Source organism: Spirosoma sp. 48-14 (genome assembly GCF_001898575.1).
In the GTDB taxonomy this organism is placed as follows: Bacteria; Bacteroidota; Bacteroidia; order Cytophagales; family Spirosomataceae; genus Spirosoma.
Map to the genome: position 1 here is coordinate 17327 of NZ_MKUD01000006.1, position 14650 is coordinate 31976.

The 14650-nt window shown below is 46.4% G+C and carries 15 protein-coding genes; 9 read left to right on the forward strand and 6 right to left on the reverse strand.

The window, feature by feature from the left end; translation table 11 throughout:
* The first annotated feature begins 210 nt into the window (after positions 1-210).
* Positions 211-1059 (forward strand): SPFH domain-containing protein, encoded by an 849-nt coding sequence (locus BGO59_RS05505; RefSeq protein ID WP_293681786.1) that lies wholly within the window; start codon positions 211-213, stop codon positions 1057-1059.
* Positions 1060-1140: 81 nt separating this feature from the next.
* Positions 1141-1332, forward strand: a complete 192-nt coding sequence (locus BGO59_RS05510) for an Arc family DNA-binding protein (protein ID WP_293681789.1) — start codon at positions 1141-1143, stop codon at positions 1330-1332.
* 23 nt (positions 1333-1355) lie between these two features.
* On the opposite strand, the gene BGO59_RS05515 is transcribed toward BGO59_RS05510, so the two are convergent.
* The 6 genes from BGO59_RS05515 to rpmH all read right to left on the reverse strand — a co-directional run bounded on the left by BGO59_RS05515 (position 1356) and on the right by rpmH (position 6520).
* A complete protein-coding gene (locus tag BGO59_RS05515; protein ID WP_293681792.1) occupies positions 1356-2042 on the reverse strand; it encodes a hypothetical protein in 687 nt (228 codons plus the stop codon).
* 374 nt (positions 2043-2416) lie between these two features.
* Positions 2417-3193 carry a type III pantothenate kinase gene (locus tag BGO59_RS05520; protein WP_293682464.1) on the reverse strand — a complete coding sequence of 259 codons (777 nt, stop codon included), beginning with the start codon at positions 3191-3193 and terminating at the stop codon, positions 2417-2419.
* A 157-nt stretch (positions 3194-3350) separates the two neighbouring features.
* A complete protein-coding gene (gene tsaB, locus BGO59_RS05525; RefSeq protein WP_293681795.1) occupies positions 3351-4040 on the reverse strand; it encodes a tRNA (adenosine(37)-N6)-threonylcarbamoyltransferase complex dimerization subunit type 1 TsaB in 690 nt (229 codons plus the stop codon).
* 99 nt (positions 4041-4139) lie between these two features.
* Complete coding sequence (locus BGO59_RS05530; protein WP_293681798.1) at positions 4140-5798, reverse strand: S41 family peptidase; 1659 nt, start codon at positions 5796-5798, stop codon at positions 4140-4142.
* A 70-nt stretch (positions 5799-5868) separates the two neighbouring features.
* Entirely contained in the window at positions 5869-6276 is a 408-nt protein-coding gene (gene rnpA / locus BGO59_RS05535; protein ID WP_293681801.1) for a ribonuclease P protein component, read from the reverse strand.
* Positions 6277-6352: 76 nt separating this feature from the next.
* On the reverse strand, positions 6353-6520 hold the full coding sequence (gene rpmH, locus BGO59_RS05540; RefSeq protein WP_020600134.1) for a 50S ribosomal protein L34: 168 nt from the start codon (positions 6518-6520) through the stop codon (positions 6353-6355).
* A gap of 164 nt (positions 6521-6684) precedes the next feature.
* Between rpmH and BGO59_RS05545 the strand changes: the two genes are divergently transcribed.
* The 7 genes from BGO59_RS05545 (at position 6685) to BGO59_RS05575 (ending at position 14638) form a co-directional block, all read left to right on the forward strand.
* On the forward strand, positions 6685-8244 hold the full coding sequence (locus tag BGO59_RS05545; protein WP_293681806.1) for a M61 family peptidase: 1560 nt from the start codon (positions 6685-6687) through the stop codon (positions 8242-8244).
* Positions 8245-8376: 132 nt separating this feature from the next.
* Entirely contained in the window at positions 8377-9468 is a 1092-nt protein-coding gene (locus tag BGO59_RS05550; protein WP_293681809.1) for a glycoside hydrolase family 130 protein, read from the forward strand.
* 221 nt (positions 9469-9689) lie between these two features.
* Complete coding sequence (locus tag BGO59_RS05555; RefSeq protein ID WP_293681812.1) at positions 9690-10259, forward strand: hypothetical protein; 570 nt, start codon at positions 9690-9692, stop codon at positions 10257-10259.
* Positions 10260-10734: 475 nt separating this feature from the next.
* Complete coding sequence (locus BGO59_RS05560; RefSeq protein ID WP_293681815.1) at positions 10735-11721, forward strand: c-type cytochrome; 987 nt, start codon at positions 10735-10737, stop codon at positions 11719-11721.
* Positions 11722-11976: 255 nt separating this feature from the next.
* Positions 11977-12678, forward strand: coding sequence for a porin family protein (locus BGO59_RS05565; protein WP_293681818.1), 702 nt, complete (start codon positions 11977-11979; stop codon positions 12676-12678).
* A gap of 178 nt (positions 12679-12856) precedes the next feature.
* The gene (locus BGO59_RS05570; protein WP_293681821.1) at positions 12857-13828 is read left to right on the forward strand and encodes an aldo/keto reductase; all 972 of its coding nucleotides are present in this window, start codon (positions 12857-12859) and stop codon (positions 13826-13828) included.
* On the forward strand, positions 13829-14638 hold the full coding sequence (locus tag BGO59_RS05575) for an AraC family transcriptional regulator (RefSeq protein ID WP_293681824.1): 810 nt from the start codon (positions 13829-13831) through the stop codon (positions 14636-14638).
* Positions 14639-14650: the final 12 nt, after the last annotated feature.

Here is a 14650-nt window from a genome sequence, read left to right on the forward strand (position 1 = left end):
TGCTACAACAGGCCGGATGTAATACTGAAACAATGGTATAATCTTCTTGTATTGACCTGTTATAACCCTTACTTGGTGTCTAGTATGTGCTTTACTAGCCGTTGGTAAACTGGCTTGACCGTTCCTCCTGTTTTTAAAGAACCAATCTTATTTTTGACTATCATTGTAATATCAAAATGATAGCAAATCTGAACTAAACTTTTTACGAATATGGAAGAGAAACGACTTACCTCCGTTTCAGGCTATGTGTTTATACTGATTGGCCTGGTCTGTTTTGGCTTAGCTCCCTTTACAATACGATATGCCCCTATTTTGAGCGGGTTTCTGGCAATCCTGGGCATCTTTATCCTAAAAGGAATCATCGTTATTTACCCGAATGAAGGTATTGCTGCCACCTTTTTCGGGGACTACGTTGGTACGATTAAAGAGACAGGGTTACGTTGGGTGAATCCACTATACAGTAAAACCCGGATCAGTCTTCGCGCTCGTAACCTGAACGGACAGCAACTTAAAGTGAACGACAAAATGGGCAACCCAATTGAGATTGCTGCCGTTGTGGTCTGGCAGGTTGCCGATACCGCCAAAGCCCTGTTCGACGTCGATAGTTATGCTAATTTTGTACAGATCCAGTCCGAAGCGGCTGTACGGTTCCTGGCCAGCTCCCACGCCTACGACAACATGGAAGATGAACATGAAACCGTTACCTTGCGTGATAATACCGGACAGATCAACAAATTTCTGGAGCAGGAACTTGATGAACGGCTAGGGCAGGCAGGTGTTCGGGTAATGGAAGCGCGAATCAGCCACCTGGCCTATGCACCCGAAATTGCTGGAGCTATGCTTCAGCGCCAACAGGCCACCGCCGTGGTATCGGCACGAAAGCAGATTGTGGAAGGTGCCGTTGGGATGGTCGAAATGGCGTTGGCCCGACTTGCAGAAAAGGACGTAGTTCAACTGGATGAAGAACGAAAAGCTGCTATGGTGAGCAACCTGCTGGTTGTACTATGCGGTGAAAAGGCGGTTAGCCCGGTTGTGAACGCGGGCACGCTGTACAATTAAGTATTAGACGTGCGTGGCGGGGAGTGAGAATAGTCTAGCCATTCTTACTCCCCGCCACGCACGTCTCACTCCTGAAATGAGATGGCTGCTGAAAAAAAAGCATTTGTTTTACGGATTCAGCCGGAAACGCTAAAAGAATTGGAACGATGGGCACAGGAAGAGTTTCGAAGTGTGAATGGGCAAATTGAATATCTGCTCAATGATGCGCTTCGGAAGCGAAAAAAACGTGCTCAGCAAATTCCAGATAATGATATCAAACCTTCCGATGAATAAGCAATTATATCGACCACACAGTTCTAGTCCTCCTGAGGAGTGCTTAAACCCTTGGTAGAGGCTGTTTTTACGTCTTGCTCAATCATCAGGTTATATTGATTGATTAACACTAACCGCCCGAAAAGTAAGCGGTCATTGATATTGTGCGTATCAATATATTTTTTGAGCTGTTTGTCGTAACGGGTCATTAGGGGCGTATACACCTCGGTATAAAATCGGTCGAGTGATCGTAAATGGTCCCCATCATTAACGAAATATTCGAAATATTCAGGATTGTTGGCCATTGCTGGATGGTCGGAATAGTAGGCAGGATGTGTAAACGCAATTTTTCGAAATCCTCGTCGTGGTTTAAGTCGTCTGACTACGGCCAGTGAGCCATCCTGACATACTTCAAAAAAGGCCTGCTTAGCTGGAGCTTGATCACTCTCATGGATTAGGGCCTGAAACTCCCGGTATTTATGGATGCTAAAGTCAAACCAGCCGAATTGGCTAACCTGATTGGTTGAATAGGTATACATCCGCCCATCCTTCGTGCGAAATAGCACCATCTCAGTCAGCCAATTATAACATATATCGCCTTCCAGTGCGGTTTTGTCCCAGAAGATTATCTTTCCGGTTTGCCAGATGGGCTTAGGTACCGAAGCCTTGATAGAGAGACATTGGAAAAATACAATTACTATAATTGATGTTACCAGGTAGCGATAGTTCATATCCCCTTATGTTTGGTGAGAAGTTTATTTCCTAGTAGCCAGAGCCACGTTTTATGTAATAGTGGCCATAGTCCAGTTATGAAATTAATTATTTTGTATATAGATTGTTTTTCGATATAAAATAGTGCAATTTGTTATTTTTTAATTATGTGTAGCTACAATAGAACAGGCGGAAGAAAAGAAAGAGATCGTTCTATTTTTCTGTGCTTTGATTCAATTTAATCGGCTGACTAAATTTATCTAATGGCCTGAAAATTTTTGGCTATATTTTGTCGTCTTGATATAGTACAAAAAAATACGTCACTTCGAAGGCTGCTCACTGAAACAGCTTTCAAAGTGACGTATGAATGAGTGAAACGTAGATGCTTTTACAATTAGTCGGTAGAGGAAGTAACAAAATCGCCAATCAATCGAATTCCATCCAGCGTAAGTGAGGGTACTATTGCCGTAAATACATCGTTCAAGGACGGAATCCGCTGTGATAAACCACCTGTTGCCACCGCAAGGCAATCACCAGCCAACTCCGCTTGAATGCGAGCGACTAACGAGCGCACAAGTCCTTCATAGCCCAATACAATTCCTGCCTGAATGGCATGGGTTGTGCTGGTACCCAGGGCAGATAAAGGCACTTCAATAGGAACTTCTGGTAGTTGGGCGGTATTGGCAAACAGCGAACGAATAGCTGTTTTTAGTCCCGGAGCGATGGCAACTCCTAAAATTTGTCCTTTTCCCGAAACGGTTGTAAACGTGAGCGCCGTCCCAAAGTCAACAACTACGCAATTGCGTTTATACTGCATATAAGCAGCCAGCGCATTGGCCACCAGATCAGTGCCAATTTCGTGCGGGCGCAGAATTTCGAGGGGTAACAAAGGGTATACGCCTGGGCCGACTACAACAGGTGAAAAACCGAACAGCTCCGTTAGCATGTCCCGCATGATCGGTGTAAGGTCAGGCACTACACTGCTTATTACCGTGGTTTTGATGGCGCTCAGTGGAATATCGGCTTCCAGTAACCAGAGCCGGAGCCGACGTTCATATGATTCGGCGGATTCATCTTTTCGGGCAGGGGTACGCCAGATGGTGTGCCAGCCGGTTTGATTGTAAAGCCCAAAAACGGCGTCGGTGTTACCAATATCAACAATAATCTGCACAGGATAGGAGATGGACGGTTGTCGGGGCGAAATAAGGACAAAAACCGCACATTCCCGCACATTCTCCCGGAGCGTTTTCTGACAGGATTACCAATATAGACAGGATTTGCTAACTGCCTTAATCCTATCTATCCTGTTAATCCTGGCAGAAGAAATTTTATAATACCATCTTTTTAGGCTGCGTTGTCATGAAATCCTTAAGATAAAATGGTTCAAAGGTCGCCATATCTTCAAACTGCCCATTGGTATAGGACTGACCTGCCAACTGCCCCACGGTGCGGGCAGAAGGGACAAGAGAAATTGTCGGGAAAATGGCGTTGGGCTGGTCGTTCAACAGGCTCTTACATTTGGCTGCTCCATCACCAAAGAATACTATAGGGCTCTGGTTTAGCCAGTCACCGAACGAAGTTTGGTCAATAATTTGCGCTGCTGTTGCTTGCCGCTCCTGACCATTTGTATCATATAAAGCACAATACACCTCCATTCGTCGGGCGTCGATCATCGGACAAAGTAGATGATCGGCCGGATAAAATGCCCGAATTTGTTCGGCCATAGCGGCCAGTGTGTTGATAGCCAGTAAAGGTTTGTCAAGAGCAAAACACAGCCCTTTGGCAGTAGAAACAGCAATACGTAGGCCCGTATAGGAGCCAGGCCCTTTGGCAACTGCAATGGCATCCAGATTGGCTAGTTCATAACCAGCCTGTTGAACCACATCATGCATCAACGTAGTGAGCATAGCCGCTGAGGTGCGCTCCGTAAATAACTCGTGACAGGCCAGAAGCTGGGAATTCTGATGCAGGGCTACCGAACAGGAAGCGGTAGACGTATCGATGGAGAGAATGAGCATGATGTAAAGAGTGAAGAGTGCAGATGTAAAGCGAAGAATAACCCGTTGCGTCAGTCGTTATTCTCAACTTTATATCCTGCACTCTTCAGTGTCTACTGTCTACTTGCTTTTTAAAATTGACTGGTATCGTCCCATATCTTTAAACAGATCGAGGGCCGCTTTTAGCTCGGGATCGGTGGAAAAAGATGCTTCTTTAATCCCTTTCTGCAGGTAATAATGCCCCGCAATCTCCTGTTCCAGCAATGTCCGAATTTCGGGTTTGAAGGTATTCAGGTCAGCGTCTTTGCTGTGCGACATTTTGGTTTTCAGCGACTTCAACTGGTCCTGAATCTGATCAAAATATTTCTCTTTCTTGGCCGAAGCTTCGAGTGTACCCAGATCTTTTTCAACCTGAGTCGTGTAATCGTATTCTTTATCGGCGAGCCATTTGGTAAACTCAGCATACTCCGCGTCGGTCAGCTTGAACTCACGAGCGGGTTTGATGGTGGGATGATCGTGGTGGTATTTAACCGCGTAATCGAAGATTAACCCCTTATTGGTCAGGCTGAGCGCAATAGGCGTTGGCGTTTGGGCGTCAATCACAACGTCGGGCAGAACGCCACCTCCGTCGTAGACAACACGGCCCGCTTTGGTCTTGAACGCTGTTTTCAGAGAATCTGGGATTTTGCCCACGCTGCCGTCTGGGTTGCGATGGCTATAATCGATGGCCTGAATACACCGACCACTGGGTATGTAGTATTTGGCCGTGGTGATTTTAAGCTTGGTGTTAAACGATAGTTCGCGTGTGGTTTGTACCAGCCCTTTGCCATACGTACGCTGCCCAATCAACACGCCCCGGTCGTAGTCCTGAATAACACCCGACACGATTTCGGCGGCTGAGGCACTATGGCTGTTGGTCAATACGATGATCGGGATTTCGAGGTCCAAAGGAGGGTTCAGCGCCGTATAGGTTTTGTTCCATTCGGTCACTTTACCCTTCGTGGTTACTACTTCCGAATCTTTGGGGATGAACGTATTACAGATGTCGATAGCCATGTTGAGCAGCCCACCGGGGTTTTCACGAACATCCAGCACGAGTTTTTTCATGCCCTTACCTTTCAGTTCCTGAAACGCCGACCGGACTTCCCGCGAAGCCGTTGCTGTAAAGTCTTTCAGGTCGATATAGCCCACATCTTCAGAGATCATGCCGTAATAAGGCACATTCGTCATTTTGACCACATCCCGAACTACGCTCAGATCTACCGGGTTTTTCTCTCCATACCGTTGCACCGTCAGTTTTACGGCTGTATTGTTTTGGCCTTTCAACAGTTTGCCGGGGTCGGATTCTTTGATGTTCTTCAGCGTGATTCCGTCAATTTTGATAACTTCATCACCGATACGTAATCCTGACTTTTCGGCTGGGGTGCCTTCATAAACCATCAGTACGATGTGTTTTCCCTGACGTTGGCCAATCAGGGCCCCAATACCGTTGTAGCGGCCGGTAGTCATGGTCATGTAATCCTCGATTTCATCTTCCGCAAAGAAGTTGGTATAGGGGTCGAGGGCTTTCAGCATCGCATCGATACTGGTTTTGACCATACGATTGGGATTTACCTCGTCAACATAATATAAATTCAGCTCTTTGAAGAGCGTAGCATAGATGTCGAGGTTACGAGCGATTTCAAAAAACCGGTCATCGGTCTTGAAGGAGAAGAAGCCAATGCCACCCGCTACCAGCGCCGACGAGGCTAAAAGAGTAAGGCGTTTAGAAAAGCGCATATTGAGTAAGGGATGTATAATGAACAATGTGTAATGGATAATGGTAACGACAAGCCCGTTAAGGCATTACTCATTTTACATTATTCACTATACATTTAGCTATAGCTAATTTCATACCTTTTTCTATCTCTTCAAACGAAATTATCTGTTTGGCGGTATAAAGAAAGGCAATATATCCCGGTGTTGCTGAACCGGCTAATGGATTTTCAGTCTGAAACAACTCTTTATGAAGACGATAAGCCTCCCGCACCCGTCGGCGAATGAGGTTGCGGTCAACAGCTCGCTTAAACGTTCGTTTCGGTACTGTAATGACAATGGCAGGAAGCGAAACGTTGCTTGTCGGATCGGGTTGGGGAAGATAAAGTACCCGAAACGGAAAAAGGTAGAACGTCTTGACAGCCGCACTACCTTTCTTAAATAATTCGCCGAGAGTCTTTTTGCTGCAAAGCCGTTCTGATTTGGGGAAGGTTTGCGGCATAAAGTCGTGATCGATAGAAGTTAGTCGTTAGTTGTCAGCTATTATCGACTGTCGGCTAACGACTGACAACTAATAACTAGATTTTAAAGCGATCGCCTTTTTTCTCGTCTGAGACGGTCAGTTTATGCCGACCTTTTGCCCGGCGGGCAGCTAATACTTTGCGGCCGTTGGCAGTAGCCATACGCTCACGGAAACCGTGTTTGTTTTTCCGCTTCCGGTTCGATGGTTGGTACGTTCTTTTCATGATCTATCTTGCCTAAAACTCTTGTTTTCCAAATGAGTCCGCAAAGATAGCTGAATTGCATTAGTTTACCAAGCCCTTGTTTTAGATTTGTAGCTCATGAACTGGATTATGCATTATACTCTTTTACCATCTAGTAACCTACTCAACCAAATTTAGCCAAAACTATGCATTATCGCCTGTCTGCTGACCCTGTTACTCCTCATTATATCGCCGTTGAGGCTCAACTAACGGCCATTAGTACGGCTGAGGTGGAGTTACAACTACCCGCCTGGCGACCAGGGCGATACGAGTTGCAGCAGTTTGCCCGGAATATCCAGCGATTCACGATTGTTGACGGCAATGGAAACCCACTGCCTTTTCGGAAAATCTCCAAAGATCGGTGGCTTGTTCAAACAAATGGGGCGTCTGAGTTGACGGTGTACTATAATTACTACGCGTTATTAGCGACCCCCAATCAGTTGAATGCAGGCAGCAGTTTTATCAGCGAAACCCTGCTCTATGTCAATCCGGTCAACCTTTGCCTGTATGCCGAAGGACGTATCAACGACCCATGTACCTTGGAACTGGCTATTCCCGATGGTTGGACAATTGCCTGCGGCATGGAACAACGTGGTGCCAAATCACTTTGGGCCGCTGATTTTTATGAATTGGTCGATTGTCCCATTATTGCTTCGCCAGTGATTCAGCATATTCAGTATGCTATTGGCGAAACGGCGTTTCATGTCTGGATTCACGGCGGTCGTCGGACCGACGGCGAACTTACCTTCAATGCTGACCGGATTGTGCAGGATTTTAGTCGGTTTTCGCAGAAGCAAATCGACCTGTTTGGAGAGTTTCCGGAGAAAGAGTACCATTTTCTGACCCTGGTATTGACCGTGCCGTATTATCATGGGGTAGAACATCGGAATTCGACGGTGCTGGTGCTTGGGCCAAATGACGAAGGAGAAGGGCTGTATCAGGATTTACTGGGTGTTTCTTCGCATGAGTTGTTTCATGCCTGGAACATCATTCGGATTCGACCAGTGGAGTTACTGCCTTACGACTTCACGAAAGAAAACTACTTTTCGACCTGTTTTGTGGCCGAAGGAGTAACCACTTATTATGGCGATTTAATGCTTCGGCAGTCGGGTGTTTTTTCAGATGAAGCGTATTTGAAGGAGTTGCAGGTACTGTTTAAACGGCATTTTGAGGCAAATGGGCGGGCGTTTCAATCACTCACCGAGTCATCGTGGGATTTGTGGCTCGATGGGTATGATAAAGGTGTACCTGACCGGAAAGTGTCGGTTTATCACAAAGGATCGATTGTGGCGCTGATTCTGGACTTGCACATTCGTCGGCTGACCAATCATGCGCGTTCTCTGGATGATGTCATGCGACTGATGTGGCAGCAATTTGGGAAGCCGTTTGTTGGGTATACACTCGATGATTACCAAAAGGCAACCGAGCAGGTGGCTGGCGAACCGCTGGATTGGTATTATAGCCTATGTATTTTTGGTAATCAGCCCTTAGAAACCACACTCAATTCGTATCTGGCCTGGGTGGGTTTACAGATCGTTTACGAAGAACCAACGATTGAGCAACCAGGAGGTATCCGCCTGCTGGAACTGGAGGATGAAGCAGCCGCAACAGAACGAGCCAAATGGTTTGGCGGCTGGCTGACCGAGGTGCCTCAAACCGAACTAATATCCGAAGAGAAACCCGGTAAGAACGTTGTCGCCAAGTAGATAAGCATTGGTATACGATTACTATAACAGCTTGTGTAACCGCGACAAAATTATTCGGACTGTTACCGTCTGGATTTTATCGGGTTGCCAGTATCTAAGCTCTAAACCAATTAACCTTTAATTATTTTTTTGATGAAGCGTCTTTTTCTTCTTGTCCTGTTAGTGCCTGGTTGCCTGCTGGCTCAGTCAAAATCCGAAAAGCCCTGGATGCTGGGACCCTTTCAGAAAGCGAATGCGTACAATCCAATTCTATCGGCCAAAGCCACTACTACCTTCGACTGCCCCGTTCGTAAACAAACCATTCATTGGGAAGAAAAAGACGTTTATAATCCAACCACAGTGGTGCGGAATAACAAAGTGTATATGTTGTACCGCGCCGAAGATACCGTCCGAAGCGTAGGAGGTACATCGCGACTGGGGTTGGCGGTTAGTACAGATGGCATACATTTTAAACGGATGCCGAAACCCGTGTTTTACCCAAACAACGACCCGATGAAGGTGTATGAGTGGGAGGGAGGTTGCGAAGACCCGCGTGTCGTGGAAAGCGCCAACGGGGTGTATATAATGACTTATACGGCTTACGATGGCGATAAGGCCCGGCTTTGCGTGGCAACTTCGCGCAATCTGACCGACTGGCAAAAGCAGGGGCTTGCCTTTGGGGAAGCAGCCAATGGTACATACAAAAATAGCTGGTCAAAATCGGGAGCGATTGTGTGTAAGCGTGTCGGCGATCGGTTTGTCGCGCAGAAGATAAACGGCAAATACTGGATGTACTGGGGTGATCAGCCGCAGCTTCGTTTAGCGGTTTCGGACGACCTCCTGCACTGGAATCCTCTGGAAACTGATGCTGGACAGCCTGTTGTGGTGGCAGAATCCCGAAAAGGTAAGCACGATGTTCGACTCCTTGAGCCAGGTCCGTTTGCTATGCTGACAAAAAAAGGGATTCTGTTGATTTACAATGGAATGAACGATGCTAAAAATGGCGACTCGGGCCTGCCCGAAGGCGCTTATGCAGGTGGGCAGTTACTGTTCGATGCAACGAATCCAGCGAAGCTTCTGGATCGTTCAGAAACGTATTTTATTAAGCCCGACCAGCCCTATGAAATGGAAGGTCAGGTAAACCAGGTGGTTTTTCTGGAAGGAATGGTGCCATTTCACGGTAAATGGTTCCTGTATTATGGCACGGCTGATTCAAAAATTGGTGTTGCTATAGCTAACCAATAGTGCCTGGTAGACTACTTTTGTTTAGCGTATTTTCTGTAGTATTACGCTGATACTAAATGAGTAATATAATCGGTCGCTAGTATCTTATCAGTCTGTAAGTTAGGTTACGTAAAGTTTGAGTTGGGTATAAGTATACATATGCTATTGATAGGAGACCGAACGGGAGGTCTTTCGTCTAAAGGGGTATGTTAATCGTCACCTTACTCAAACTTTAATCGTATATGGGGGATGCAGCCAGTATTGGGCAACTCGTTACCGATGAAATGTTTTTTGAAAAAGCTGCCCAACAGTTTAAGATTCCGGTTTCCTGTGTAGATCTGGTGTTCCGATCAACAGTCAGTTTAGTAATGGCGTGTTTGCATAAGCAGTTGCAAACAGACATTGGGAAAGGACTTATTTATAGAACGTTGGAAAAGCAGACGCTGCAAGGTGAAGGCGAGTTGAGAATGGATGTAGAGCGGCCCATAAGTGTTGAGCTGTCGATCACTGAAGGCAATCGTTTGTTCGGTATATTACTTCCTGGCAAAAAAAGCCCTATCATGACAAGCGTAATCCATCATAGCAGACTATCGTATAAACAGGTGGATCAGCTTGTGGGTTTGTGCGCTTATTGCTTATTTGACAGGATGGCATCACAGTTGAAACAGCATCATGAATTGGCCTCTGTTTTAATCCCCTTTAAAGAACTGTCGAAGGTTGCCCCCGAACTGGATGAGAAAGATTACAGGAGTATTGGATTGCATGATAACTTATCTTTTTTTAAAACAGCCCCGACTTATATATCTATTTGATTATGAATGGCTGACTATATCCTAATAGTGAGCCAGAAACCATACCGTGAACACTATAAAAGTAGATTGATCAGTTCAACTAATGAATTGCCATTCCCTATTGAGGTGATTGACCATCAGCTTAGTTCGCTATTATCCTGTAAAAAAACTGTGAGTACGCATGGGTAATTTTCTGAGCCCGGATCTTTTGTTCGTATATAGATAACCGTTTTTTTATTGGCTGTTAAACTTTTTAGTGGCACCCTGTATAGGGCGATCTATAAAGACTTTGTTCGTTGATCATATCGGCTACCTCGTCTATACGTTTTCGCTGGGATCAAAGCATAGGAGGAGCAGGAGGATAGACGAACTGACTGGTGGGGAACTAGCCCGTTTAATAAACCAACACGTTTATTTTACTTCAGATTTGCTACCAATAGTTGGTTATCAATAATTTAATGCCCCTGAAACCTCAAATCTTTTTGACCAGTCGTATATGAAAAAGGCTTTAAAAGTAATTGGTATTGTACTTGGTGTAGTCGTCCTGGGTGTAGTAGGTGCCATGGCGTATGTAAAATTGGTCCTACCTGATGTAGGCGAAGCTCCGACACTAAAAGTAGATGCAACACCAGCCCGTATTGCGCGGGGAGAATATCTGGCGAATCACGTGACTGTTTGTATGGACTGTCATAGTACGCGGGATTACACACTCTTTTCGGCTCCCTTAACGGCGGGTACATTGGGTAAAGGCGGGGAGATGTTTAATCAGCAAATGGGCTTTCCCGGTTCGTTTACATCAAAAAATATAACTCCTTTTGGTATTGGCAACTGGACCGATGGCGAAATCTACCGAGCCATTACGACAGGTGTTAGCCGCGATGGACATGCGTTTTTTCCCGTGATGCCTTACCCATACTATGGGAAAATGAATGGTGAAGATGTAGAAAGTATCATTGCCTACTTGCGCACCATAAAGCCTATCGAATCGAAACCTGCCGAATCAAAGGCTGATTTTCCGTTCAACTTCATTTTGAATACCATTCCTAAAAAAGCAGAGCCGATGGCTATGCCTGACACGGCTAATGAGTTAGCTACGGGCCAATATCTGGTGATGATAGCGGGCTGTGTCGAGTGCCATACACAGGTTGATCAAGGCCGCATTATTCCTGAAAAATCGTTTGCGGGTGGCCGCGAATTTGCCATGCCCGGTGGAACGCTATATACGGCTAACATAACTCCTGATAAAGAAACGGGTATTGGTAGCTGGACTAAAGAGGCTTTCATTGCCCGGTTTAAAACATACGGTGCCGACTACAAAGCACATAAAGTTGGGCCGAATGATTTTCAGACCATTATGCCCTGGACTATGTATGGTGGCATGACGGAGAAGGATCTGGGAGCCATGTACACATACCTCATGTCGATTAAGCCCATTTCGAATAAAGTGGCCGATAAGTTCAAGCCCCGCCTAGCGATGCGTTAGTAAAGAATTTATGGAATTTAAAGCCGGCTCGATTCGCTTTGTGCATGCGGATAGAGCCGGCTTTTTGTTGTTTAACGTTCGCAATGAGGTTTTTGGGGGGGACGTAAGGTCAATACTGTACCCATCGTCTCTCTGGCGGTTTAGGGATAGAGGCTTCGCGCCCAGGAGAGAAAATAAAAATAACCGACCTTGCCAACCCTTGATCCCGCTTTACGGTCAACCTAATGAACCAAACAGAGTCATATATATAACGCTATGAGACATGTATACTCTTCACTTTTGACAAGCCTGCTGCTACTGAGCCATCCAGTTCTATTTGCCCAGCACAAATCCCTGCAAGTCGGCCTGAAAGGGGGGCTTAATCTGAGTTCTCTCCAACTGGCTGATCCAGCTATTCCCGCTGGTCGCACCAAACTGGGGCTTAATCTGGGGGCAACCGTGAGCTATTACCTAAAAGCGAATCTGTTTTTACAATCGGGCCTAAGTCTGACCAGTAAGGGTATGAAGTTGAGGGGTACGTCATCGCTGGGCTTTGGGGATAACTCAGTTCTTCCAGGCCGGGAAGCTAGCCTGATTAGCCAGCAGTGGTACGGGCAGATTCCCTTGTATCTGGGCTATGCCTTGCCCCTGGGGGGAGCTATTAAGCTAGTTTTCAACGCAGGACCTTATGTAGCCTACGGCCTGGGCGGCAAAACCCGGTTGACTGGTGATATTGTCTACGATGATGTGATTGACTATGGCACTTGGGAAGAACCTACCTTTGGGAAGCGGGGGCTTCAGCGGCTGGATGTGGGCATTGGTGCAGAAGTCGGTATCGAGCTTGGGCGAGCAACTATTGGTTTAGCCTATGAAGTAGGTCTGCGCGACATCAGCCCCACCCAGTGGGTCTATATTCCCTTTTATCCGACCAGTTACAAAAATCGGTTGCTATCCTTGTCGATTCAACACCGGCTTTAGCTATCTGTTCTCTCAGGATATTGACCGATGTATTGTGTCTGGTATGTCCTGAGCTGGCTACTGTATTTTGCTCCATACCATTCTTCTCTCCACAGCTCTGCTTACATGAGCCGTGGAGAGAAATTAGTTGAGCCGTAGAAGAAAGCTGCTTTGTGTTGGGGCGGCTGATATTTGTATCATGAAAAACAGCACAAAAATTCAATTAGGTCAGCATGGCCCTTTCGTAACTAAACTTGGTTTAGGCTGCATGCGTATGTCGTCCATCTGGGGCGGTGTTACACCTGACGAAACAGAAAGTATCGCTACGATTCGTGAAGCCCTGGATGAGGGAATTAATTTTTTAAACACGGGTGACTTTTACGGCGCTGGGCATAACGAGATACTGGTGGGCAAAGCTATCAAAGGAAGGCGCGACGAGGCTTTTATCAGCGTAAAATTCGGAGCTATCTTCCACAACGGTCATTGGCTGGGAATGGATCTACGCCCCATCGCGATCAAGAATTTTGTGAACTACTCACTGACCCGACTGGGTATTGACACCATTGACCTTTACCAGCCCAGCCGGATGGACGACAGTGTACCTGTGGAAGACATTATTGGGACGGTTGCCGACTTGATTAAAGAGGGCAAAGTGCGACACATTGGCGTTTCGGAAATTACGGCTGACCAGCTTCGTTTAGCCAACCGTATTTATCCTATCAGTGCCCTGGAGATCGGCTATTCGCTGGCCGACCGTCAGATAGAACGAGAACTACTGCCAACAGCCAGGGAATTAGGGATTGGCGTTGTCACTTTTGCCAATACGGCTGAAGGTTTACTGACGGGTGAATTAACAGCTCCGCTTGCCGAAAACGATTATCGGAATCATTTCACTCGCTTTCAGGGGGAAAACTTACTACATAATCTGGAGAAAGTGGAGTTTCTGAAGCAACTGGCCGGTCAGAAAGGTTGTACACCAACGCAGCTGGCCATTGCCTGGGTGAATAGGCAGGGCGATTACATTATGCCGCTAGTCAGCATGAGTCGTCGGTCGCGATTGCCGGAAAATATCGCAGCAATGGATATTGTATTCACAACAGAAGACATGAACAGCTTAAATGCGACTTTTGCACCAGGTGCCATACTCGGTGGCACGTACTTACAACGGTAAATGACGAATCCAGCTGAAATTCTCCCAGGCGTAATCTTCTATTCTTACTCCTGCACTGAGCGAAAAGAAAAGGTATGCTTCTGGAATCACCATACATTAATATTCCAGGTTTCGGGGCAGTTTACCTTAGAAACCTCAGCGCAAACCATTTCGATAGGCGGAGGAGGCATATTGTTGATCGGTAAAAATCAGCTGGGTACGCTCACCAAAAGTCCGTTTCCTGACGGGCATTATGAAACCATCGTTATATCCCTGCAGGAAGACCTGCTGCGTAAGATTGTATTGGAAGATAAGCTGGAAACAGATCAGAAATATGTGGGGCCGCCCAATATCCTGATTCCTGCCAACGAATTTCTGCAGGGGTATTCTCAGTCTATAGTCCCTTATGCACACAGCGCAGGTGGGGCCATGACAGATGAAATGGGTATCCTGAAAATAAAAGAAGGCGTGAAGCTGTTGGTTCTTGCGCTGCCTGAGCTTCGCAACTTCCTATTCGACTTTTCAGCCCCTTACAAGATCGACCTGGAAAAGTTTATGCTTAGTAATTTTCACTTCAACGTGCCCATTGAAAAATTTGCTCAGCTTACCGGCCGCAGCCTGGCTGCCTTCAAACGAGACTTCCTGAAAACATTCGGCGCTCCGCCCCGTCAATGGCTGCAACACAAACGACTACTTGAAGCCAGGCACCTTCTCGAAATCAAACATCAGAAACCTTCTGCCATTTACCTTGAACTGGGGTTTGAAAGTCTGTCCCACTTCTCATATTCCTTCAAGAAAAAGTTTGGTATGGCCCCTACTTCGCTGCATTAGGAGCAGCCTGAC

Coding starts and splice junctions, on each gene's coding strand:
- BGO59_RS05545 (WP_293681806.1), top strand. CDS start 6,685: ATGCATTATCGCCTGTCTGCTGACCCTGTTACTCCTCATTATATCGCC.
- BGO59_RS05560 (WP_293681815.1), top strand. CDS start 10,735: ATGAAAAAGGCTTTAAAAGTAATTGGTATTGTACTTGGTGTAGTCGTC.
- BGO59_RS05570 (WP_293681821.1), top strand. CDS start 12,857: ATGAAAAACAGCACAAAAATTCAATTAGGTCAGCATGGCCCTTTCGTA.
- rpmH (WP_020600134.1), bottom strand. CDS start 6,520: ATGAAAAGAACGTACCAACCATCGAACCGGAAGCGGAAAAACAAACAC.
- BGO59_RS05565 (WP_293681818.1), top strand. CDS start 11,977: ATGAGACATGTATACTCTTCACTTTTGACAAGCCTGCTGCTACTGAGC.
- BGO59_RS05505 (WP_293681786.1), top strand. CDS start 211: ATGGAAGAGAAACGACTTACCTCCGTTTCAGGCTATGTGTTTATACTG.
- tsaB (WP_293681795.1), bottom strand. CDS start 4,040: ATGCTCATTCTCTCCATCGATACGTCTACCGCTTCCTGTTCGGTAGCC.
- BGO59_RS05550 (WP_293681809.1), top strand. CDS start 8,377: ATGAAGCGTCTTTTTCTTCTTGTCCTGTTAGTGCCTGGTTGCCTGCTG.
- BGO59_RS05515 (WP_293681792.1), bottom strand. CDS start 2,042: ATGAACTATCGCTACCTGGTAACATCAATTATAGTAATTGTATTTTTC.
- BGO59_RS05555 (WP_293681812.1), top strand. CDS start 9,690: ATGGGGGATGCAGCCAGTATTGGGCAACTCGTTACCGATGAAATGTTT.
- rnpA (WP_293681801.1), bottom strand. CDS start 6,276: ATGCCGCAAACCTTCCCCAAATCAGAACGGCTTTGCAGCAAAAAGACT.
- BGO59_RS05510 (WP_293681789.1), top strand. CDS start 1,141: ATGGCTGCTGAAAAAAAAGCATTTGTTTTACGGATTCAGCCGGAAACG.
- BGO59_RS05530 (WP_293681798.1), bottom strand. CDS start 5,798: ATGCGCTTTTCTAAACGCCTTACTCTTTTAGCCTCGTCGGCGCTGGTA.
- BGO59_RS05575 (WP_293681824.1), top strand. CDS start 13,829: ATGACGAATCCAGCTGAAATTCTCCCAGGCGTAATCTTCTATTCTTAC.